Origin of the sequence: Alcanivorax sp. 1008, from assembly GCF_020667895.1 — a bacterium.
In the GTDB taxonomy this organism is placed as follows: Bacteria; Pseudomonadota; Gammaproteobacteria; order Pseudomonadales; family Alcanivoracaceae; genus PGZG01.
In genome coordinates this window covers 208,623-228,961 of sequence record NZ_JAFMPS010000002.1, presented here as the reverse complement: position 1 = coordinate 228,961, position 20,339 = coordinate 208,623, and the positions used below count along the sequence as shown (strand labels likewise).

Genomic DNA, 20,339 nt, shown 5'->3' with positions numbered 1-20,339 from the left:
AACAGGTCGCCCTCGGCCACAGGAGAGACAATATGATCAGGATTCAGGAACGGTCAGAAGTGGTCGAGCGGGATGGCACGGATATGAGCACCGCCTGCGTGCTTTGCTCGCACAACTGCGGCCTCAAGGTGGATGTCAAGGATAACCGCATCGACAAGGTCCGCGCCGATGACACCAACCCAGCCACCACCGGATACAGCTGCAACAAGGCCTATAGCATCGGCCACTATGTGGAGCACAAGCAGCGCCTGGAGCACCCGCTCAAGCGCACCGCTGACGGTGAGTACGTCAGGATTTCCTGGGACGAAGCCATTACCGAGATTGCCGCGAAGCTGAATGCTATTCGCGACACGTCTGGCCCCACCGCCATTGCCCTCAATGGCATCGGTGGCCAGAGCAATCATATGGACGCACTGTTCGCCATGGGGTTTATGGGAGTGGTAGGCACGCCCTGGTACTTCAGTTCCTACGCGCAGGAAAAATCCCAACACCACTGGATCGACCAGCAAATGGCGAAGTCGCCGCCGGGTCTGTATTTCCATGCGGATGCCTGGAACAGTGATGTGATCCTGCTAATGGGCACCAACCCGCTGCTGAGTAACCGCGGCCATAACCCCACAGAGGGATTCAAGAAATTTTTCAAGAATGAAAACAACCGGCTGTTTGTGGTGGACCCGCGCCGCTCGGAGACGGCCCGCCGCGCCCATGTGCATCTGGCAGGCAAGCCCGGCACCGATGCCTACCTGCTGATGGCCATGGTGAAACACATTCTCGACAAGCAGCTGTTTGATTCCGGCTTCCTGAAAGACAAGGCGGTGAATTTTACCGAACTTGAGAAAGCGTTCAGGGATATATCAGTACACGCCATGTGCGCCGCGTGTGAGCTGGATGTGGAATCCGTGACTGACGTGGCCGAGCAATTTGCCCGCGCGGGGAAGGCCAGCATTTTCTATGACCTCGGTGTGGAACAGATACGTCACTCCACGCTGGTCTCCTGGTTGATGAAGGTGTTGTCCATGATCACCGGCAATTACGCTCAGCCCGGTGGCAATATTTTCTCCGGCAGTTTTTCGCCTGCTGTTGCCCCCGTGCCCGCCATGAAGCCTTATATTGCCCCGGTATCCGGCATACAGGGCATTGCCACGCTGGCGCCCATGGGCATGTTCTCGCCTTACCTGCTGCCGGAGGAAATCGAGGCGGGCAACATTCAGGCGTTGATTGTGGAAGGCTCTAATCCGCTGCTGGCCTATGCCGATACCCGCCGTTTTGAAAGGGCCCTGCGAAAGCTAGATTTGCTGGTCGTCATCGAGCCCGCCTTTACCGAGACCGCTCGGGTGGCCGATTACGTGTTGCCAACGCCCACAGGCTACGAAAAGTGGGAGTGGTGCACCTTTCCCAAGGGCTACCCGGAAATTTATGCACAGCTCAGGCCGCCGATCCTGAGTGGCCCAGCAGAAGCCTTGCCAGAAGCCGAGATTTACAGCCGGCTGGTGACCGCCATGGGGCTGGTTCCGAAAGCGCCTGAGGTGTTGCACCAGTTGGCCGGCCAAAAGCATCTGGGCCTGTTTTTTGGCGCCCTCGGCGGCATTGCCGCTTTGCGTGGCCGCATGGACTCGAACAAGACACTGGGCCACGCCATCTTTCGGGCTTACCAGACCCTGGGGCCAAGACTGGAAAACCCCTCGCTGGTCACCGTCTGGCTCACCAGTGTGCTCTATGCCTTATCCTGCCGTCGCGATGTGGTTCGTCACTTGGGGCCCGATTACCGCTTCGCCTCACCCTTCAGGCTCGCCGAGGAGTTGGCTGAGCGTGTCATTAAGCACCCGGAAGGGGTGCAAGTGGCACTGAAGGACGTCGGGGAAAACTTTTCTGAGGCAGTACGAACGCGTAACGGCAAGGTCAACCTCGTGCCGAAAGTTGTGTTGCCACTGATTAAACAGGCCATCGCCTATTCGGAATCAGAAGACGATAGCTTCCCCTACATGGTGTCTGCCGGTGAACGCACCCAGTGGACCGCCAACACCATTCAGCGCAGTAACGAGTGGCGTAAAGGTAAGGGGCCGCACTTCTGGATCAAGGTCAGCCCGAAGCTCGCCGAAGAAATCGGCGCAAAGCAGGACGATATCGTGATTCTGGAAACCGCCGTGGGCCAGCTCGATGCCCCGGTGATTATTTCAGACACTATGCCCGACAAGCTGGTGTCCATCCCCAATGGCTTTGGCATGGAATACCCGGATCCGGAAACCGGCGAGCTGAAACCAGTGGGCCGGAATGCCAACCTGATTACCAGCCTGGATGAGCGTGACCCGATCACGGGGTGCCCATACCTCAAGCATCAGCCGTGTCGGGTTTATAAAAAGGATCTGCTACCAATGAACGCCCCGGCAATTTGAAATAATGGATACACGTTGAGCTTTGCCCGGAAGCCCGGTCCAAAGATTAAGTCATTTTTTACTTAACATTTACTGCCTAAAAGAGTTTGATTAAAGAATGGAAATTGAGCGCGATATCCCGCTGGTTGAAGAAATCCTTGGCTCTTTTAAAAGAGTCATTGGTGAAGATTACAATGCATATAAAAATCACGTATATCGCGTTATCAATCTTTGCTACTCACTTTCCCAACTTGATCCTGTTGGGAAGGAAAAGGTTCAAATTGCTGCATGCTTTCATGACATAGGGATTTGGACTAAGAAGACCCTGGATTATCTTCCTCCGTCAGAGACTGCTGCATCAGACTACCTTCGAGCAACAGGAAGAGATGTGTGGGTGCCGGAGATCTGCGAAATGGTGGAAATGCACCATAGAATTCGATCCTGTAGTGATTGCCGATTTCCTCTGGTGGAATCCTTCCGCCGAGCGGATATTGCAGACTTCTCACTAGGGCTGGTGCCAATGGGCATCGACAGGGAGGTTATTTCCAGGGTTAAAGCAGAGTTCCCGAACAGCGGCTTCCATAAGAGATTGGCTCAGTTGGCTACTATGTGGATTGTCAGGCATCCACTTAATCCATTGCCAATGTTTCGTGGCTAGCGCCCTCGCAATCCGTTTCTAAGCAGCCTCTATATGCGATCAAATTTCAGTGACGATAGGCCCCTGGTGTGACGCCCGTCCAGCCCTTGAATGCACGGATGAATGCACCGGTTTCAGTGAATCCAACTCTAAGGGCAATGTCGGCTACGGGCATACGGTATAGCGTAAGATAGTGAATTGCAGAGTCTCGACGGATAACGTCCTTGATTTCTTGGTAGATTATTCCTTCTTTTTTCAGTTTTTGACGAAGGGTTTTAGGCGTCATATGTAGTGTTCTTGCCACCTCATCAAAGGAGGGGAATCTGCAATCGGTGCAGGCGTCCAGTTGTCGCCGGATCTTTGCGCTGTAGCTGTCGTCATCGGCGGGAACAATCAGTAGCCCAGCGGGAGTTTGTTGAGTGTAATGGGCGAAATCATCATCGCTCTTGACGATCGGTTGATCCAGATAGTGGGCGCCAAAGCGGATGCTGAGGCTATCCTGGTTGAAGTCTCTGGGGCAGGGGAATATGTACTGGTATTCAGCTTCGTGGGGTGGTGATGGGAAGTCAAAGCTGACATGCTTGAGTACGATATTCCGGTCGATAAGCCAGCTGGAGAACCGGTGCCACCCGGAGAGAATAAACTCAGCGAAAAGGTGATTCTCATCCAGAGCTGGGCTGTGCAGGCTGACCTCGATTAAAGCGCCATTCGACTCCTCAGTGAGAGATATTTCATAGCCTGGATTGATGTACCTATGGAAGTCCATGCCTAGCTTGAGTGCATGCCTCAGCGTTGGAGTGTGCAGCATCAGCATGCCGGTATACCTGAAGGCGCCAAGTTTGAGAGGCGTTTCAGTCAGATTAAGGTTCTCGTCCCCAAGGGCCTTCCACGCGCTCCGTGTTAGTGTGACATAGCTTTCGTAGGGTATGCGGGCCCGTTCATCGTCGAGTACCGCTTCTGATATGCCCGCGTGGCGTAAATGCTCTTGGTAATCGATGTTCGCGCGCTTAAGTGAGAGTAGAAGCGTTCTCACGTAATGGCTGGCAATCGTCGTTTTCTGCATATCTGTCTCTAATTGGAGCGAGCTCGAAAGACGCAGCCATCAAGGTATGAGAGTCGCGAGGGCTAAGTAATTACGGTAGCAGCGCTGCCTACGCTGCGCAATCGACCCATTCCCCCTTGCTAGATCCCTGCCAGGGTTCGAATGTGTGCATTGAAAAGTGACTTTGTGTCATGTGGCTCCATTAATCCCGACGCCTATAATCATTGTATCAGTGGGCATGGCGGGCATATTTTCCGAGTGCAGAACCCGCGGTTCGAGAATTCAGAATAAGAATAGACGCAGAGGCTGTCATGTACCTTTATCACTCGATTCAGCGGAATGCCAAGATATTTGGCAAGCAGATCGCTACGGTATGCTCCGGCCGCCAATATACTTGGGCAGAGACCGAACAGCGTATAGCTAGGCTGGCAGGTGCGCTGGCTGCCCATGGTGTCAAGGCAGGAGAGCACTTGGCTATTCTGTCAACGAACTCGGCGCGCTACTTTGAGTATTTCTACGCTGCTCCATGGGTTGGCGCGATCCTCGTTCCACTGAATATTCGTTGGTCCGTTAAAGAGAATGTCTATTCGATAGAAGACTCTAACAGTACCGTGCTTTTTGTAGATGACGCGTTCATGGAGATGGGCCGCCAGCTGACAGCTGAAACAGACCGAATACGCCTGACCATTTATATGGGCGACAAAGAAACCCCGGAAGGAATGCTAGGCTTTGAGCAGCTGATAGAAAAGGGAGAGGCAATTGCTCCTGTAGCTAGCGGTTATGACAGTCTGGCGGGCATCTTTTACACCGGAGGAACCACGGGGTTTCCCAAGGGAGTCATGCTCTCTCATCAGAATATGTGGACTTGCGCTATCTCTGTGATGGCGAATATTGGCCTTAATTGTGAGAATGACCGGTACCTGCATGCCGCGCCCATGTTTCACCTTGCGGATGCAGCCTTTTCGCAATCGGCAGCTATCGGTGGGCTGACACATGTATTCATTCCTTTTTTTGAGGCTGAATCGGTCATCAGGACTATTGAGACGGAGCGAGTAACCCACACGTTACTGGTCCCCACAATGATTAGCATGTTACTGGCGTCGCCCTCATTATCGACAGCCGATTTAAGTTCTCTAAAGACAATAGTGTACGGGGCATCTCCTATGCCCGAGGGTACTCTCATTGAGGCGATGAAGAAGATGCCAACTGTTGGCTTTGTTCAGGCATATGGTCAATCTGAGCTGGGCCCACTATGCAGTATTCTCGGCGCCGAATGGCATGTCCTGGAAGGACCAAAAGCGGGCAAGCTGAGATCGGCCGGGCTACCGGGCTACTGTGTGAACGTTGAGATTCGGGATGCAGACGGACAGGAATTGCCCAGAGGGAAAGTGGGCGAGGTGGTGGTATGCGGCCCCAATAGCATGATGGGGTACTGGAATAAGCCTGAGCAGACCGCCAGTACATTGATTGATGGCTGGGTGATGACAGGCGATGTCGGCTACATGGATGAGGACGGCTTCATTTTTCTGGTTGATCGCTCAAAGGACATGATTATCTCCGGTGGCGAAAATGTTTTTTCGGTCGAAGTCGAGAGTGCTCTTTCGACGCACCCTGCAGTAATGGAGTCCGTAGTAATCGGAATTCCGGATGAGCAATGGGGTGAAGCCGTTCACGCAATCGTGCGTCTCAAGAATGGAGAGAGCGCTACTCGAGAAAGCATTATTTCTCATTGTCGTACACTTATTGCGGGCTACAAAGTGCCTCGTAGTTTGGAGTTCCGTGAGGATCCGTTTCCGACCACAGGTGCGGGGAAACTACGCAAAGTGGAATTGCGGCAGCCATTCTGGGCGGGGGTTGATCGGGGGATTAACTAAGAGGTCTTTCCATGGCTGTGCGCTGCCCGGCATTTTTATGTCGGGCTTTTTTATGCCCCGCACATTAGTTCTTGCGGTACGTGAATCATCGTATCTATCTAACAACATTCCGCCACCTTGTGGTAATTCATTGGTGCGATTCCATCATTGTTGACGAAAGGCGACTGCCTGAAAATATTGCCATTGCAATAAAAACCCATCGTTGGCCAGGTAGGACGAGATAGATGAACGATATTCGGTTTGATGAAAAGGTGGCAATCGTAACGGGAGCAGGTGGTGGTTTAGGGCGTGCCTATGCTCTGGATCTTGCCAAGCGTGGTGCCCGCGTTGTGGTCAACGACCTTGGAGGCAGTGGACATGGTGAAGGGGCAAGCTCTTCGGCGGCAGATAGTGTTGTTGAAGAAATAAGAACTGCAGGAGGCGATGCCGTAGCGAACTACAACTCGGTTGAAGACGGTGCGCAGATTGTCCAGACCGCGATAGATAACTATGGCCGTATCGATATTGTTATTAACAACGCTGGAATCCTGAGAGATAGCAGCTTTGCAAAGATGCAGGATAAGGACTGGGAAATGATCCATAGGATCCATGTCTACGGTGCTTATAAAGTTACCAAAGCTGCGTGGCCCTATATGCTGGAGCAAGGGTTCGGTCGAATTATCTTTACAACGTCTGCTGCGGGAATCTACGGAAACTTCGGTCAGGCAAACTATAGTGCTGCAAAATCCGCTTTGATCGGCCTGGGGCGAACTCTGGCAGTCGAGGGTGGCCGCAAGAACATTCAGTCAAACATCATTGCCCCTATTGCGGGATCACGCCTGACAGAAACAATCTGGCCGGAAGAAGTTTTGAATGCTACTAGTCCAGAGTTCGTCGTTCCTCTCGTCATCAAGCTATGTGCTGAAGAAAACAAAGAGAATGGCTCCCTATTTGAAGTCGGCGCAGGGTGGTTCAGCAAGATACGCTATCAGCGTACCCGTGGGCTGGCACTGGGCACCGAGAGTCCGATTACAGCCGAGCAGATCGCAGATCAATGGGCAACGGTTATCGATTTTACCGATGCTGATACCGCCGAGAGCATTGTCGATACCTTCAAAGCTGTCAGTAAGTGCGTGGGCATCGATTTGCTTGCGGCCAAAAAGTAACTACCCATTTAGAGCGGAGTCAGGCGATGGCAAGTGCACGTGTATCTGGTGTGGGCATGGTCAAGTTCGCCAAGCCAGGCCAGCAAGAGTCATACCGGGTGATGGCCTCAACGGCGATCAAGCAAGCGATAGAAGATGCGGGCATTGAATACAATCAGGTCGAACAGGCGTATGCAGCTTACATATATGGCGATAGCTGCTGTGGCCAGCATGCTTTGTATGATGTAGGGATGAGCGGAATTCCAGTCATAAATGTGAACAACAACTGCTCTTCTGGTTCGTCAGCACTTTTTCTGGCGCGTCAGGCCGTCGAGTCCGGTGCAGTTGAGTGCGCATTGGCATTCGGGTTCGAGGAAATGCAACGCGGTGCGTTGGGTTCGGCGTGGGATGATCGTGAGTCGCCATTTGGCCCAATGATGAACAGGCTGGGCGAATTGTCTGACGCACCGGATGGACCTCTGGCATTAAGGATGTTTGGTCAGGCAGGTACTGCTTATATCGACAAGTACAGTGCTGACCCAAAGATCTTTGGTATGGTCTCTGTAAAAACCCGCAGTCACGCCATACGCAACCCCTACTCACTTTTCGATCAGCCCCTCACATTGGATGAAGTGATGGGAGCCCCCGTGATTTACCCGCCACACCTGACACGTTTAATGGCTTGTCCTCCCACCTGTGGTGCGGCGGCTGCTGTGATTTGTAGTGAAGCATTTGCTCGCAAAAATGGGCTGAATGCTGGCGTCGAGATCGTGGCTCAAGCCATGGTGACGGATTTGGCTGACAGCTGGACCGACCCCATTAACCTGATTGGTGCCGAGATGACGCGCAAGGCGGCTAGCCAGGTCTACGAGCAGGCGGGACTAGGCCCGGAAGATATTCAGGTGATCGAGCTCCACGACTGTTTCACGACAAACGAAGTCATTACCTATGAAGGACTCGGTTTGTGTGCCGAGGGAGGCGCCGAGAAGTTTATCGTCGAAGCAGACAATACCTACGGCGGAAAGTTTGTTGTTAATCCTTCAGGCGGATTGATGTCCAAGGGGCACCCGATCGGCGCTACTGGCCTTGCACAATGCGCAGAGCTGGTTTGGCACCTGCGCGGACAAGCTGGCGATCGTCAGGTGGAAGGTGCGCGGGTGGCATTGCAGCACAACCTGGGGCTCGGTGGTGCTGCTGTCGTGACGATGTATCGCAAGGTATAACCCTGCCTGAAGAAAATACAGCGCAGCAGACACGGTGTTTCGCCGGCGGGGATGAATATCATTGAAATAGGAGAAGTGCATGCTGGATAGATCCCGGATTGGCCATGAGTTCGAGAGTTTTAGTGCGGAAGTAGAGAAGGGTCGTCTTAGGTTTTTCGCGAAGTCCATCGGTGAGACTGATCCCGTGTACTGGGACGAAGCCGCCGCAAGGAGTGCCGGTTACAGGAATATTCCCGCGCCGCCCACTTTTCCATTTTCACTGGATATGGATGGGCCTGAATTACTGCCTGTTATTGATTTTCTGAAGATGGATGTCAGTCGAATTCTTCATGGTGCCCAGGAGTTCGAGTATCCCGGAATGATCTATGCGGGAGATACCATAACGGTAAAATCTAAGCTAAAGGATATTTTCGATAAGAAGAGCGGTGCTTTGGAATTTGTTGTCATGGAAAATTCCTACACCAACCAGAACAACGAAGTTGTAGCTAAATCTACCTGCACGCTGGTTTATCGAAACGCATGATCGAGAGAGGGGAAAAACTATGTCTGAAGTTGTCGTAGGAACGGAAATCGCGTCGTTAGAGCTTCCGCCGATTTCCCGGTTTACATTGGCTCTTTACGCGGGCGCATCTGGCGATCATAACCCGATTCATATTGACAGCGATTTTGCTAAAAAGGCGGGAATGCCGGATGTATTCGCGCACGGGATGCTGTCTATGGCGTATCTTGGGCGCATGCTGACAAACTGGCAGCCCCAGTCAAGGTTGGTTAAGTTCAGTAGTCGGTTTTTGACCATCACACAACTATACGATGTGATTATGTGTAGTGGAAAAGTCACTGAGGTGTTCGAAGAAGGCGGGCAGCAGCGAGCGCGTATTGAAGTGATCGCTGCGAGGAAGGATGGAACGCAGACGCTGGCGGGCGAGGCTATCGTTGCGATTTAGGAATTCGCTCGGAGTGCTCCTTTGGTTTTTTGGGCAGCCCCACGATTAGGCAGCCCAGAGGGTCCCTGGCGATTAGAGCTCGCCAAGGACCTCTGAAAATAGTTCCTAGCCTAGGGCGCCTGATTTTTTCATTTCTTCAATCTCGTCACCACTGAAACCCAGCTCCTGCAAAACTTGCTGGCTATCGGCACCGAGCGAGCCGCCGGCATGCTTGTATCTTGGTCGGTTTCGGGAGAACTTGATTGGGCAGCCAATCTGCCTTAGCACAGAGCCATTTGGCGTGCTGACTTCCACAACCATATCACGCTCTCTAAGTTGTGGGTGTTCCATTGCTTCTATGACTGTCAGGACAGGCTCTACGCACGCGTCGATATCTTTGAAGACATCCCGCCATTCCGAGAATGCCTTGCTTGCGAATATTCTTGTAAGCTCTTCGCGCAAGAATCTTTGATCTTGTGTCTTTTGGCTCAGTCCGAGTTTGCTTAGTTCGGGGCGGCCGACGGCGTCACATAACAGTTTCATAAATTGGGGCTCCAGACTGCCAACTGAAAAGTATCGACCATCTGAAGTCTTGTAGTAATCGTAGAATGAACCGCCGTTAAGCATATCCTCTCCGCGCCCCGGTGAGATGCCAGTGCCAAGTGCTACCGCGCCGGTCATTCCGTTTAGAGCAAAAGAGGCATCAGTCATGCTGATATCGACCATCTGCCCTTTATTACTGCGCTGGCGCTCGATCACTGCAGCCAGAATCCCAGTGACCGCGTGCAAGGAGCCGCCGGCGATGTCGGCTAGCTGAATTCCTAGCGGAAGCGGTCCCTCACCGGCGCGCCCGGTATAACTGGCTGAGCCGGACGTCGCAAGATAGTTGATATCATGGCCAGGGCGATTTTTGTATGGGCCAGTTTGGCCATAGCCAGTGATGGCGCAGTAGATCAGTCGGGGATTAATCGTCTTAAGGGTTTCATAGCCAATTCCGAGACGATCCATGACTCCGGGGCGAAACTGTTCGACGACAATGTCGTACTGCTGGACCAGTTGTTTTACGATTTCGACGGCGCCCGGGTTCTTCAGGTTTAGCCCTATTGAGCTTTTCGAACGGTTTAGATATGAGTGGCTATAAGTGACGCCATGCTCATCAAATGGCGGTAGCTGCCGGGTGAGCTCAGGGCGACCTGGTGCCTCAACGCGCAGTACTTCTGCGCCCATGTCTGCCAGCATCATGGTGGCGTATGGCCCGGGCAGCAGTGTCGATAGGTCCAGAACTTTCAGTCCAGTTAGGGGCATGATGTAAACCTGTTGATGAGTTGGTGAGGCGGCGCGGATAGAAGTGCTGCAGTTTCCGAGAGCCAATTTTCATATCGCAGAATAGGCACTCTGAAAATGTTTAGAAATGACAAATAGGTACTGTTAAGTTCACAAAAGTTGACGCGCTGCTCGTGATAAGGCATCAACAACAACCTGCCGATCGATTATTTAGTCCGGCGGGCGAAAATTAATCGGGTTGAGCAGTCGCGTATGGGGTCAATGCGGCTTTGGCGCCATGAACGCACCATTCGCCCAGTTGGGTCTGGATTCCGGGTAACAGGTACGCTAACAATTCGCCGAAGTCGGGGCGCCGGAAGATGGCGCCCCTTAGCTCCGCATTACATCAACGGACTAGCTAGATAAGGCGGATAACCACAATGCATCACATCTGCGCATACAATTAACGACGCCTATGTATCTGTTAGTTTGTCCGCGAGCGACGTTTGAAAGTTTGCGTGTGCGCTACCGTAGCGACGCCGTCATCAGCGTTAACAGTGTAGAAAGTAAGAGTAAGGTCGTTACCCTGAATTTCTGAAATCACAAAGCCGAGCACGTTTCCCTGCTGATAGATGAACGGATTGCGCGTGGCGTCCCCCTCCAGCTCCCGTGTTTTGGCGCCGGCCCCGGAAATCATGAAGATAGTATTGCCACACTCGGGGATGGAGTGAAGCAGTTGCAGGTCGTGATCATGTCCAGCGACAAAAAGATCGACCTTGCCGCAGATATTTTTCTCGAGCCAGCGGCGATAGTTCTCCCCGGAGAAACGACGAGTGAACAAATCGATGGATGTGATGCCTTCATAGTTTCCAGCATTGCCATGCATGCCATTGGAAAGATACGGATGGTGGCCATAAGCAATTTTCCATTGTGCATTGCTGCTTGCCAGGGCATTGCGGGCCCACTCGCCTTGCTGCCACTCATACCAGACCCAGTATTCCGGATCGGTCTCAAACACGGTCATGAAGGGGTTGGAGTCGAGCGCCAGAAAGGTGGCGGTAGGCGCGCCGCTGTTGGCGGGGTGCGAGTGTTCATAGTAGCGAGAGGGCATGATCCAGCGGTCAGTGGCGCGGTCGTTCCGGTAGCTATATTCAACCTGAATCTCGCCAGTCCGGTTCCAGTTTCCGATGCCGTCGACGACCAGGCTGTTGTCGTGATTGCCGAGCGCCATGTAGAAGGGGAAGTTGGCATTGCGCATGGGCTGTTCGAATTTTCGATCAAATGCATCTTCATAAGGTGATTGCGGGTTCTCATCATAGATATTGTCGCCCAGCCCAATAGCAAACTCGCAGCCACCTTTCTGGTCGCACACAGCTCCCATGGCGTTGGCAACCAGCTCCTGTTCACGGGCGCCGGTGCCGAAGTCCCCAACTGCTACAAATCGAAGTGAAGCTGAGGTGTCGCCGTCGACGGCATAGTCCAAAGGCTTGAACACGGCCTTTACCTCAATATCGCTATCCAGTTTAACCCAGCAGTGCAGCCGCTCGGCGCTGTCACAGCCGCGCCAGTGAGAGAAGCGATAGCCAGCATCCGGGGTGGCGATAAGCTGCGCTTTCTTGATGCCAAATCTGCCTTGGAGATCCTCGTAGTCGCGTACCAGACAGGTGCCAGAATCTGCGCGACAATTGATCATTGCCGGGTTCGACGTGACTGTGCCGCCAGCGGTGGTGATCACCTTGAGGTCACAGGCAGAGATAGCCAAACAGGTGCTTAATAATATAGCGAGTCGAGTCAGTTTTCCGGTTCCACAGATGTTGGTCAGCATGATTGAGCCTTTTAATTGTTATTGGGGCGAAGCAGCGTTAGGAATCAAGTGAACAGTGATGCGCAGGCACTTCCGTGTGCTGGAATACATGCCAGCGTGACAGAGGGCAGTAGCTGACTGTATCGTCTGAATGCTCACAAAATGGGACATAGTGCATGCAGAAAGAGTCAGATTTTGGTCTGAGTCTTGTACGGACGCTCATCGGGCAAGAATAAATGCGTAGACGCGCCGTCTGCAGGCAGTGGAAACCCTTAGTTATGCAGGCGAGTAAAGAAAAGATTTATAGGCTGCCCTGCGTGGCGTGAGCCATGCGCCGGCTTGGATGTTTGGAATGATGATGGGACTGAGAATAGTTCTGCAGATAGTCGGTTTAATAATGCTTATTGCAGGCTTATTCCTGACATATAGCCCGGATTTTGTGAGTAAATAGATTATTAGGAAAATTCCGTGGAGAAATTACATGTTGAGTTATCGCAAGTCCAGCCTTGTGACGTTGTGCTGGCTTTCTCTTTTTGGATGGTCAGGCGACATTGTGGCGCAGCCAGAGGGCATGCTGTCTGCCGAGGAGTCGGATCCGGGAATGATGGGCTGGATGGTAGGGAGTCCGCCGCCTGCAGACAAGCTTATCATGCAGCCGGAGTCTGACTTTTTCAGCTTCCCGAAACTGCGATGGACGGTTTGCCATATTCGTGAGCTGATGCCAACCAAGCAGGTTGGAAAAGGCATTATGCCAGCAATTCCTTTTCGATACGCCCTCGACGACAACATAGATGAGGTTTCATTTATCCCTCTTGGGGGTACCACGCCGATGACCTGGGAACAGTCATTATCTGCCAATTACACAGATGGTGTTTTGATTCTTCATAAGGGCAAGGTGGTGTACGAGAAGTATTTGGGGTGCCTTGGTGAGGCTGGCAAGCATGCGGCTATGTCCATGACGAAATCCGTTACCGGTCTGCTGGCTGAGATTCTCGTTGTGGAGGGCAAGCTGGATGAAACCGCCAGAGTCTCTTCCATTGTTCCTGAGCTTGAGGGTAGTGCGTTCGGTAGCGCGACTGTTCGTCAGGTAATGGATATGACCACAGGCCTGAATTACAGTGAGGATTACTCGAATCCCAAAGCCGATATCTGGGTTTATTCTCAGGCTGCAAGCCCGTTGCCGAAGCCGAAAGGCTATGTCGGCCCAAATGGCTATTTTGAGTACCTGCAAACCGTTAAGCAGCAAGGGGATCATGGTGAGGCATTTGGCTACCGGACGATTAATAGTGATGCGCTTGGATGGATCATCGCGCGGGTCGAGGGAAAAGATGTTGCAGCACTGACTTCCGAGCGAATCTGGCAGAAGATCGGCGCGGAACAAGATGGCTACATGACCGTTGATGCAAAGGGTGTTCCTTTTGCCGGAGGCGGCCTCAGTGCCGGCCTACGCGATCTGGGGCGTCTTGGCCAGTTAATGCTTGATGAAGGGAAGCTTAATGGCAAGCGATTGTTCCCGAAGCAGGTGGTGAGAAATATCCGTGCTGGCGGTGATAAGGGAGCCTTTGCCAAAGCCGGTTATGCCACGCTGGCTGGTGGGAGCTACCGTAGCATGTGGTGGGTTTTCCATAACGATCACGGCGCCTTTGCCGCCCGTGGCGTGCATGGTCAGACCATCTACGTGGATCCAACGGCAGATATGGTTATCGTCAGACTGGCGTCTTACCCTGTTGCCAAGAATGCCAAGATTGACCCGACATCGTTGCCGGCATACCAGGCGGTGGCAGAGTATCTTCTTCAGAAATGAAGAAGCCGGAGCATGCTAATGAGAAACGCCGCCCTGTTCTCGGTCGCCATCGCCTTTTTTCTCGTTGCGATCGCCCTGTTCTATATCGGCATGAACATGCCCGAACTGAATCGCAATCTTGAGCGCCTTTCAGTGGCCAGCGATGTGGTGACGGAAGAGTTCCCCGGTTTGCTGGACACTGCCAATCGCCTTGAACCACATGTTTCACCATTACTGGATGAGGTCGCAGCCAGCCGGCTGCTGGTGGGTCAGGTCGTGCAGGAAGCTGCCGCGTATCGGAGTGAGCTGCCTGCAATGATGTCGAGAGTGGATGCAATGGAATCGCGGCTCGCGGCGGTACAGGCGCAGTTGCCGGAGGTCATGACCCGTCTGGACGCACTGCTGGAAGAATCGAAAGTCTGGCGCCCGGTCACTGAATCCGCGCTGAAGGAATCAGAGGCCTGGCGCTCCAGTATTCCGGATTATCTGATTCGCTCTGAGCAGCTTGTCGCCGGTGCCAGACAAGCTGGAAAGGAGGCGTCCGCAGGGATGGTTGGTGGCCTTATCAGCGGCACACTGAGTCTGCCTTTTCAGGCCCTTGCTAACGTCGGTGTGCTGATTGATCGTCGTTCGATGTCGGCGCGTTTCCTTACCGATGAGGATCAGGCCAACCTGCGCAACGCCGCAATCCATATGCTGCAGAATCCCGAAGAGGGCCTTGCCAGCTGGTCGTCGGTTGGTAGTGGCCATGCCGGTACTGTCGAGGTGGTGGAATCGGCTATCCGAGATGAAGGCCCATGCCATACCCTGAGAATCACCAACCTTTTCCAGCAAGGAAAATCGGACGTTATGACGCGCAAAATTTGTCGGAATGTTGAAGGTAAATGGGCGCTGGCAAAATAGTATTTGATATGTCACTCACAATTTCATGTATGGACTGAGGAATAAAGATGTCTGAGCGATTGACTCATCTGGATGATCAGGGTCGCGCCGCCATGGTGGACATAACCGCCAAGCCTGAGACAGACCGTCGTGCGTTGGCGGAGTGCCGTGTGCGCATGTTGCCAGAGACGCTGGCGATGATAGTAGATGGTCGTCACGCCAAAGGTGATGTGCTGGCGGTGGCGCGTATCGCCGGTATTCAGGCGGCCAAGCGCACCGCAGATCTTATCCCCCTGTGTCACCCGTTAATGCTTAGCAAGGTGCGCGTTAGTCTTGAGGCAGAGGGCGATAGCTGCCTGCATATCCTGGCCGAGTGCCGGGTTAAGGGCGCCACCGGTGTGGAGATGGAAGCGCTGACGGCGGTCTCGGTGGCGGCGTTAACGGTATATGACATGTGCAAGGCAGTGGATCGTGGCATGGAAATTACTGGCTTACGCCTGCTGGAAAAGAGCGGCGGCCGGTCCGGAGATTTTCGCCGTGATGGTGGAGTGGAGCTAGCGTGAAAATTTCCCTGCTTTACTTCGCTCGCTTTCGTCAATGCCTGGGTGTTGATCAAGAAATCATTGATACCGCTGCGGGTAGCACCGTGGCAGATATTATTGATTCTCTGGCCGCCCGTGGCGGTATCTGGCAGGAGCTGTTTGCTGGTGATGCTAGCGTTATGGCCGCCATTAACGAGCAGATGGCCACGTTAGCGAGTGCCGTGCAAGATGGCGACACATTGGCACTCTTCCCGCCAGTCACCGGGGGCTAAATGGACACGGCGCTGCTCGACACGTTAATTACACAAGTGCCATTGGATGTGCAAAGGGCCTCCGACTGGCTACATGCTGACGCAGGCGCCAGCGGCGCGGTGGTGATGTTCAGCGGTCTGGTACGCGGCGAACAGGGTGAAGTGGATACGCTGACACTGGAGCACTATCCCGGCATGAGTGATCGCGTTCTGGCTGAGCTTGCTGCTGATGTTGCAACCCGTTGGCCGCTGCAGCGTGTGCTGGCGTGGCACCGCGTTGGCAGCATGTCGGTGGGTGATGTGATTGTGCTGGTTGGCGTCACTGCGGCTCATCGGCAGGAGGCGTTCTTGGCAGCCAGTTGCCTGATGGATCTGCTGAAAACGCAGGTGCCGTTGTGGAAGAAGGTTAATGGTCCACAGGGTGAGCAGTGGGTTGAGGCGCGGGACAAGGATCTGCAGGCGGCGCAACGCTGGCTGTAAATCGTTAACGATTAAACGGCTCGACAGTAACGTATTCGCCTTGTGATACGGATCCCTGATCCTGCCCTAGCACGATAAAACAGTTTGCCTTACTCATACTTGTGAGCACGCCAGACCCCTGATTGCCTAATGGTGTTACCAATAACTCGCCGTCTTCACTCTGGCTGACGATGCCGCGCTGGTAATCCGCACGTCCCGGCTTTTTCTTGATCGGCGCCTGCAGTTTTGCCTGCATGGTCAGGGCAGCTTGCCAGCCGTTGCCTTGCATGCTGAGCAGGGCTGGCATGGCCAGTTGCATCAAGGTGACCAGCGCGGAAACAGGATTGCCGGGCAGGCCGAAAAATACGCTATTGGGCAGCTTGCCAAAGGCAAATGGCTTGCCCGGTTTGATGGCTACTTTCCAGATATGGATGTCACCGATGTCGCCGACTACCTGACGTACCAGGTCGGCCTCGCCAACGGAAACGCCGCCGGAGGTGATCACTGCATCAGCGCTGGCATCTGCCTCGAGAAAACGTTGCCGCAGCGCTTTGGCATTATCAGCAACATGGCCCATGTCGATAACCGTAAAGCCTGTTTCGCTCAGTGCCGCCTGCAACATGGCGCGATTACTGTCGTAGATCTGTCCGGGACCAAGTGGTTGCCCGGCGGGCACTAGTTCGTCGCCGGTGGAAATCAGGGCGACGCGCAAACGGCGCTGCACTTTCACGGTAGCAATGCCCTGAGAGGCCAGCAGGCCAATATCGGCAGCGCGCAGGCGCCGGCCAGCGGGGAGCAGGGTTTCGCTAGCGCGGATGTCTTCTCCCCGGCGGCGAATGTTTTCTCCCGACTGCAGTTCCCGCTGCAGGCTGACAAGGTCATCGTGACACAGCACCTGCTCCTGCATGATCACTGCGGCGGCGCCCTCTGGCACATTGGCACCGGTCATGATGCGCACGCACTGGCCTGGCTGCAGCGTTCCATTGAAGGGGTGACCGGCGAAGCTGCTACCGATCAGCGTCAGGGCAGTCTTGCTGTGCAGGTCGGCCTGATGAATGGCGTAGCCATCCATGGCGGAGTTGTCTGCCGGCGGCACATCATGGGCGGCGGTGATTGCTTCGCTGGTAACGCGACCTATGGCCTCGGTCAGCGACACAGACTGGCCAGTATTGATCGCCGTAACGGAATCAAGCAAGCGCGCGCGGCACACTTCCAGGGGCAGCATGCCGGGTTCGTCATGACAGGCCATCAGATTACTTCCTTGAAAAACAGCTCTGGATTGTACCTGTGAATCCTCACTGGATGTCAGGCCTTGGTGCTATGGCAGCGGCCAGTGATGGGCGCTAACATGGGCTCAGGTACCGAGCTGCCATGCCTTCACTGAGGTCTTAATCGGCCATCCGTATGGTGTTGCAGCCGTGGTCATTCTGGCCACCGGGTCGCAGGGGAAACGCTGCGGCCTCCCGCATTCGGAAAGGTGACCCCATGCTACAGGACCGTTATGGCAGACGGTTCCGTTATCTGCGCCTGTCGGTAACGGATGTCTGTAATTTTCGCTGCACCTATTGTTTGCCGTCTGGCTACCAGGCGCCGGCGGGCGCTGTGCCTGAAGGGTTTCTCGGGGCGGAGGAGATCGCGGTGATTGCCGCCGCTTTTGCTCGCTTGGGAACCAGCAAGATTCGCCTAACCGGTGGTGAGCCAGGTTTGCGCGCCGACCTTCCCGAGCTGATCCGTATCTGTAAACAGACAGAAGGGATTAACACGGTGGCCTTGACCACCAATGGCTATCGCTTGCCCAAGCAAATTCACGATTGGCATCAGGCCGGGTTGGATCGACTGAATGTCAGTATCGATTCACTGGATCGGCAGGAGTTTGCCAGCATCACCGGCCATGACAAGTTGCCGACCATCCTTGATGGCCTGGACCAGGCTCTGTCGTTGGGCATGCAAGATATCAAGATTAATGCTGTGCTATTGCGCGATGGCTATGCCGATCGCATGCAAAGTTTTCTTTCCTGGCTGCGCGACATGCCGGTTACCCTGCGTTTTATCGAATTGATGCAAACCGGCGACAACAGCGTATTTTTTCGTGACCAGCATTTGCGCGGACAAGAGATGCTGACAATGTTGGTTGAGCAGGGTTGGCAGGAGACTGCGCGGGCGCAGGATGCGGGGCCCGCCCGTGAGCTGTGGCATCCGGACTACGCCGGGCGCATAGGTTTTATCATGCCCTATAGCAGTGACTTCTGCGCCAGCTGTAACCGCTTGCGGGTGTCAGCTCTTGGACGCCTTCATCTATGTTTGTTCGCAGATCAGGGTCACGACATTCGCAGCTGGTGCCGCGACGGCGATGTCGAGGGATTGATGCAGCACCTGCAGGATATGATTGGAGATAAAGGGGAGAGCCACTTGCTACAGCAGCAACACACCGGCGCTACCCGACACTTTGCCATGATTGGCGGTTGAATATTTCGGAGCTTATATGAGCCAGTCCACGACAGAGTTTGTTTCGCTGCGCATCGCCGTGCTTACTGTATCGGATACACGCACACCGGATACAGATACGTCCGGTGCACTGCTGGTTGAAAAATTGTCTGAAGCGGGCCATCAGCTGGCAGATCGCGCTTTGCTGCGTGATGACATCTGGCAGTTGCGTGAGCAGGTGTGCCGTTGGGTTGGTGAAGGAGACGTGCAAGTTATTCTGGTCACCGGCGGCACCGGTTTTACTGGACGTGACTCCACCCCGGAGGCCCTGGCGCCACTATTTAATAAAAGTGTCGATGGTTTTGGAGAGCTATTCCGTCAGCTTTCCTACAGCGAGATCGGCACCTCTACCGTTCAGTCGCGCGCCGTGGCGGGGCTCGCCGATGGCGTGCTGATCTGCTGTCTGCCGGGCTCTACTGGTGCTTGCCGCACGGCCTGGGATGGCATTCTTGCCAGTCAGTTGGATAGTCGCTTTCGTCCCTGCAACTTTGTTCAACACCTGCGCGGTGGGCACGGTCAGCGCTGTGGCTGAACAGCCGGCCATGCTGAATGATTGGCAGTTGCTAGTGTTGGCCGGGGGGCGGGGCAGTCGCCTGGATGGCCTCGACAAGGGCCTGATGCTGATTGATGGGCAACCGGCCGTGCTGCATTTGCAGGCACGACTTTGCGCTCCGGCCATGCTGGTTAGTGCTAATCGCAATGCAGATCGTTATGCCAGTCTTGGTGTGAGGACGGTGGCGGATCAGCGTCAGGAGTTCTGCGGGCCGTTAGCCGGCCTGGAAGCACTGTTGTTGCAATGCAGTAGCGCTCGGGCAGTAGTCGTGCCCTGTGATATGCCAGATTTGCCGCTTTCACTGGCGCAAGACTTGTTGGCCCAACTCGAAGATGAAGACAGCATCGCTGTTGCCCACGATGGTGAGCGGTTGCAGCCTTTGTGCATGGCGTTGTCATCGGCCCGCTGGCGTGGGGATCTGTCACGCTATCTGGATCAGGGTGGTCGCAGTGTGCACGGTTGGCTGGAGGGCAAGCCGCTACGGGTTTGTCAGTTTTCATCAGCACAGGCCTTTTGCAACCTGAACACCGCCGAAGATCTGGCCAGCTATCAACGGTAGGGCTGCTTGATCCTGCCGGTAGCTCGGGCATCATTGTGATCATCGCTCAAGGAAGTATTGGCACCATGACAACTCTGCGACCCGGCATCTACAAGCATTACAAAGGCAACATGTATCAGGTTGTCGAAGTGGCTACCCACAGTGAGACCCTGGAAAAGGTAGTGGTGTATCGGCCCATGTATGGAGAGCAGGGTTTGTGGGTGCGGCCATTGGCTATGTTCACCGAGGAGGTGGATGTTGCGGGGGTGATGGTGCCGCGCTTCGCCTGGCAGTCCGCCAGCCCGGCACCGCAAGCAATCAAGCCGCCAGCGGCCCAGGCGGCTCAGGTTCAGGCCGTGCGGCGCACGGCCGCGCCAGCACTGGCACCGGTTGCGACTCCGGCGGCAACATCGGCTGGCAATCCGGCGGATGCATCCGTGGAAGAGCGGGTTAAGGCAGCCATGTCGGCGGGCGATGACAAGCCGGACTTTTCTTCCATACCCCTGTTTGATAATCCGGCCACCGCAATCAAAGCGGGGCTTGCTGGCGTGGCTGTATTGATTCTGCTGATCTGGTTGTTCTGAC

20 protein-coding genes and 1 riboswitch are annotated in these 20,339 nt (G+C 54.4%); of the genes, 16 read left to right on the top strand and 4 right to left on the bottom strand.

Going from position 1 to position 20,339, the window contains the following annotated elements:
* The first annotated feature begins 32 nt into the window (after positions 1 to 32).
* Together J1C54_RS03860 and J1C54_RS03855 are read left to right on the top strand one after the other, a co-directional pair.
* Complete coding sequence (locus J1C54_RS03860; protein WP_229144665.1) at positions 33 to 2,393, top strand: molybdopterin-dependent oxidoreductase; 2,361 nt, start codon at positions 33 to 35, stop codon at positions 2,391 to 2,393.
* A gap of 97 nt (positions 2,394 to 2,490) precedes the next feature.
* A complete protein-coding gene (locus J1C54_RS03855) occupies positions 2,491 to 3,030 on the top strand; it encodes an HD domain-containing protein (protein ID WP_229144664.1) in 540 nt (179 codons plus the stop codon).
* Between the two features lie 46 nt (positions 3,031 to 3,076).
* On the opposite strand, the gene J1C54_RS03850 is transcribed toward J1C54_RS03855, so the two are convergent.
* Entirely contained in the window at positions 3,077 to 4,072 is a 996-nt protein-coding gene (locus J1C54_RS03850) for an AraC family transcriptional regulator (protein ID WP_229144663.1), read from the bottom strand.
* A gap of 290 nt (positions 4,073 to 4,362) precedes the next feature.
* On the opposite strand from J1C54_RS03850, the gene J1C54_RS03845 reads away from it, so the two are divergent.
* The 5 genes from J1C54_RS03845 (at position 4,363) to J1C54_RS03825 (ending at position 9,216) form a co-directional block, all read left to right on the top strand.
* Positions 4,363 to 5,925 (top strand): long-chain-fatty-acid--CoA ligase, encoded by a 1,563-nt coding sequence (locus J1C54_RS03845; protein ID WP_229144662.1) that lies wholly within the window; start codon positions 4,363 to 4,365, stop codon positions 5,923 to 5,925.
* Positions 5,926 to 6,149: 224 nt separating this feature from the next.
* Positions 6,150 to 7,070 (top strand): SDR family oxidoreductase, encoded by a 921-nt coding sequence (locus J1C54_RS03840; RefSeq protein WP_229144661.1) that lies wholly within the window; start codon positions 6,150 to 6,152, stop codon positions 7,068 to 7,070.
* Positions 7,071 to 7,096: 26 nt separating this feature from the next.
* A complete protein-coding gene (locus J1C54_RS03835; RefSeq protein WP_229144660.1) occupies positions 7,097 to 8,272 on the top strand; it encodes a lipid-transfer protein in 1,176 nt (391 codons plus the stop codon).
* A gap of 79 nt (positions 8,273 to 8,351) precedes the next feature.
* Positions 8,352 to 8,795: a MaoC family dehydratase N-terminal domain-containing protein gene (locus J1C54_RS03830; protein ID WP_229144659.1), complete on the top strand. Its 444-nt coding sequence runs from the start codon at positions 8,352 to 8,354 to the stop codon at positions 8,793 to 8,795.
* A gap of 19 nt (positions 8,796 to 8,814) precedes the next feature.
* A complete protein-coding gene (locus J1C54_RS03825; RefSeq protein ID WP_229144658.1) occupies positions 8,815 to 9,216 on the top strand; it encodes a MaoC family dehydratase in 402 nt (133 codons plus the stop codon).
* A gap of 105 nt (positions 9,217 to 9,321) precedes the next feature.
* On the opposite strand, the gene J1C54_RS03820 is transcribed toward J1C54_RS03825, so the two are convergent.
* Entirely contained in the window at positions 9,322 to 10,500 is a 1,179-nt protein-coding gene (locus J1C54_RS03820) for a CaiB/BaiF CoA-transferase family protein (protein ID WP_229144656.1), read from the bottom strand.
* Positions 10,501 to 10,942: 442 nt separating this feature from the next.
* Positions 10,943 to 12,283, bottom strand: a complete 1,341-nt coding sequence (locus J1C54_RS03815; RefSeq protein WP_229144655.1) for a metallophosphoesterase — start codon at positions 12,281 to 12,283, stop codon at positions 10,943 to 10,945.
* Between the two features lie 460 nt (positions 12,284 to 12,743).
* On the opposite strand from J1C54_RS03815, the gene J1C54_RS03810 reads away from it, so the two are divergent.
* The 5 genes from J1C54_RS03810 to J1C54_RS03790 are packed head-to-tail and all read left to right on the top strand — an operon-like array spanning position 12,744 to position 16,200.
* On the top strand, positions 12,744 to 14,066 hold the full coding sequence (locus J1C54_RS03810) for a serine hydrolase (protein ID WP_229144652.1): 1,323 nt from the start codon (positions 12,744 to 12,746) through the stop codon (positions 14,064 to 14,066).
* An 18-nt stretch (positions 14,067 to 14,084) separates the two neighbouring features.
* Positions 14,085 to 14,948 carry a hypothetical protein gene (locus J1C54_RS03805; RefSeq protein ID WP_229144650.1) on the top strand — a complete coding sequence of 288 codons (864 nt, stop codon included), beginning with the start codon at positions 14,085 to 14,087 and terminating at the stop codon, positions 14,946 to 14,948.
* Between the two features lie 47 nt (positions 14,949 to 14,995).
* Positions 14,996 to 15,490 carry a cyclic pyranopterin monophosphate synthase MoaC gene (gene moaC, locus J1C54_RS03800; RefSeq protein ID WP_229144648.1) on the top strand — a complete coding sequence of 165 codons (495 nt, stop codon included), beginning with the start codon at positions 14,996 to 14,998 and terminating at the stop codon, positions 15,488 to 15,490.
* Positions 15,487 to 15,741 (top strand): MoaD/ThiS family protein, encoded by a 255-nt coding sequence (locus J1C54_RS03795; protein ID WP_229144646.1) that lies wholly within the window; start codon positions 15,487 to 15,489, stop codon positions 15,739 to 15,741. The genes moaC and J1C54_RS03795 overlap by 4 nt, the downstream gene beginning before the upstream one ends.
* The gene (locus J1C54_RS03790; RefSeq protein WP_229144644.1) at positions 15,742 to 16,200 is read left to right on the top strand and encodes a molybdenum cofactor biosynthesis protein MoaE; all 459 of its coding nucleotides are present in this window, start codon (positions 15,742 to 15,744) and stop codon (positions 16,198 to 16,200) included.
* A gap of 4 nt (positions 16,201 to 16,204) precedes the next feature.
* On the opposite strand, the gene glp is transcribed toward J1C54_RS03790, so the two are convergent.
* A complete protein-coding gene (glp, locus tag J1C54_RS03785; RefSeq protein WP_229144642.1) occupies positions 16,205 to 17,428 on the bottom strand; it encodes a gephyrin-like molybdotransferase Glp in 1,224 nt (407 codons plus the stop codon).
* Between the two features lie 98 nt (positions 17,429 to 17,526).
* Positions 17,527 to 17,675, top strand: a riboswitch (molybdenum cofactor riboswitch).
* On the opposite strand from glp, the gene moaA reads away from it, so the two are divergent.
* The 4 genes from moaA (at position 17,665) to J1C54_RS16695 (ending at position 20,338) form a co-directional block, all read left to right on the top strand.
* Positions 17,665 to 18,645 (top strand): GTP 3',8-cyclase MoaA, encoded by a 981-nt coding sequence (moaA, locus tag J1C54_RS03780; protein WP_229144640.1) that lies wholly within the window; start codon positions 17,665 to 17,667, stop codon positions 18,643 to 18,645. Its footprint overlaps the riboswitch before it by 11 nt.
* A 16-nt stretch (positions 18,646 to 18,661) precedes the next feature.
* Entirely contained in the window at positions 18,662 to 19,195 is a 534-nt protein-coding gene (moaB, locus tag J1C54_RS03775; RefSeq protein WP_229144638.1) for a molybdenum cofactor biosynthesis protein B, read from the top strand.
* Entirely contained in the window at positions 19,188 to 19,775 is a 588-nt protein-coding gene (gene mobA / locus J1C54_RS03770; protein ID WP_229144636.1) for a molybdenum cofactor guanylyltransferase, read from the top strand. Before moaB ends, mobA begins: the two co-directional genes overlap by 8 nt.
* A gap of 65 nt (positions 19,776 to 19,840) precedes the next feature.
* Positions 19,841 to 20,338 carry a DUF1653 domain-containing protein gene (locus J1C54_RS16695; RefSeq protein ID WP_370635605.1) on the top strand — a complete coding sequence of 166 codons (498 nt, stop codon included), beginning with the start codon at positions 19,841 to 19,843 and terminating at the stop codon, positions 20,336 to 20,338.
* Position 20,339: the final 1 nt, after the last annotated feature.

Coding starts and splice junctions, on each gene's coding strand:
- J1C54_RS03835 (WP_229144660.1), top strand. CDS start 7,097: ATGGCAAGTGCACGTGTATCTGGTGTGGGCATGGTCAAGTTCGCCAAG.
- J1C54_RS03830 (WP_229144659.1), top strand. CDS start 8,352: ATGCTGGATAGATCCCGGATTGGCCATGAGTTCGAGAGTTTTAGTGCG.
- J1C54_RS03820 (WP_229144656.1), bottom strand. CDS start 10,500: ATGCCCCTAACTGGACTGAAAGTTCTGGACCTATCGACACTGCTGCCC.
- glp (WP_229144642.1), bottom strand. CDS start 17,428: ATGGCCTGTCATGACGAACCCGGCATGCTGCCCCTGGAAGTGTGCCGC.
- J1C54_RS03850 (WP_229144663.1), bottom strand. CDS start 4,072: ATGCAGAAAACGACGATTGCCAGCCATTACGTGAGAACGCTTCTACTC.
- J1C54_RS03790 (WP_229144644.1), top strand. CDS start 15,742: ATGGACACGGCGCTGCTCGACACGTTAATTACACAAGTGCCATTGGAT.
- J1C54_RS03805 (WP_229144650.1), top strand. CDS start 14,085: ATGAGAAACGCCGCCCTGTTCTCGGTCGCCATCGCCTTTTTTCTCGTT.
- J1C54_RS03855 (WP_229144664.1), top strand. CDS start 2,491: ATGGAAATTGAGCGCGATATCCCGCTGGTTGAAGAAATCCTTGGCTCT.
- J1C54_RS03860 (WP_229144665.1), top strand. CDS start 33: ATGATCAGGATTCAGGAACGGTCAGAAGTGGTCGAGCGGGATGGCACG.
- moaB (WP_229144638.1), top strand. CDS start 18,662: ATGAGCCAGTCCACGACAGAGTTTGTTTCGCTGCGCATCGCCGTGCTT.
- J1C54_RS03825 (WP_229144658.1), top strand. CDS start 8,815: ATGTCTGAAGTTGTCGTAGGAACGGAAATCGCGTCGTTAGAGCTTCCG.
- J1C54_RS03840 (WP_229144661.1), top strand. CDS start 6,150: ATGAACGATATTCGGTTTGATGAAAAGGTGGCAATCGTAACGGGAGCA.
- moaA (WP_229144640.1), top strand. CDS start 17,665: ATGCTACAGGACCGTTATGGCAGACGGTTCCGTTATCTGCGCCTGTCG.
- J1C54_RS03815 (WP_229144655.1), bottom strand. CDS start 12,283: ATGCTGACCAACATCTGTGGAACCGGAAAACTGACTCGACTCGCTATA.
- moaC (WP_229144648.1), top strand. CDS start 14,996: ATGTCTGAGCGATTGACTCATCTGGATGATCAGGGTCGCGCCGCCATG.
- J1C54_RS03810 (WP_229144652.1), top strand. CDS start 12,744: ATGTTGAGTTATCGCAAGTCCAGCCTTGTGACGTTGTGCTGGCTTTCT.
- J1C54_RS16695 (WP_370635605.1), top strand. CDS start 19,841: ATGACAACTCTGCGACCCGGCATCTACAAGCATTACAAAGGCAACATG.
- J1C54_RS03845 (WP_229144662.1), top strand. CDS start 4,363: ATGTACCTTTATCACTCGATTCAGCGGAATGCCAAGATATTTGGCAAG.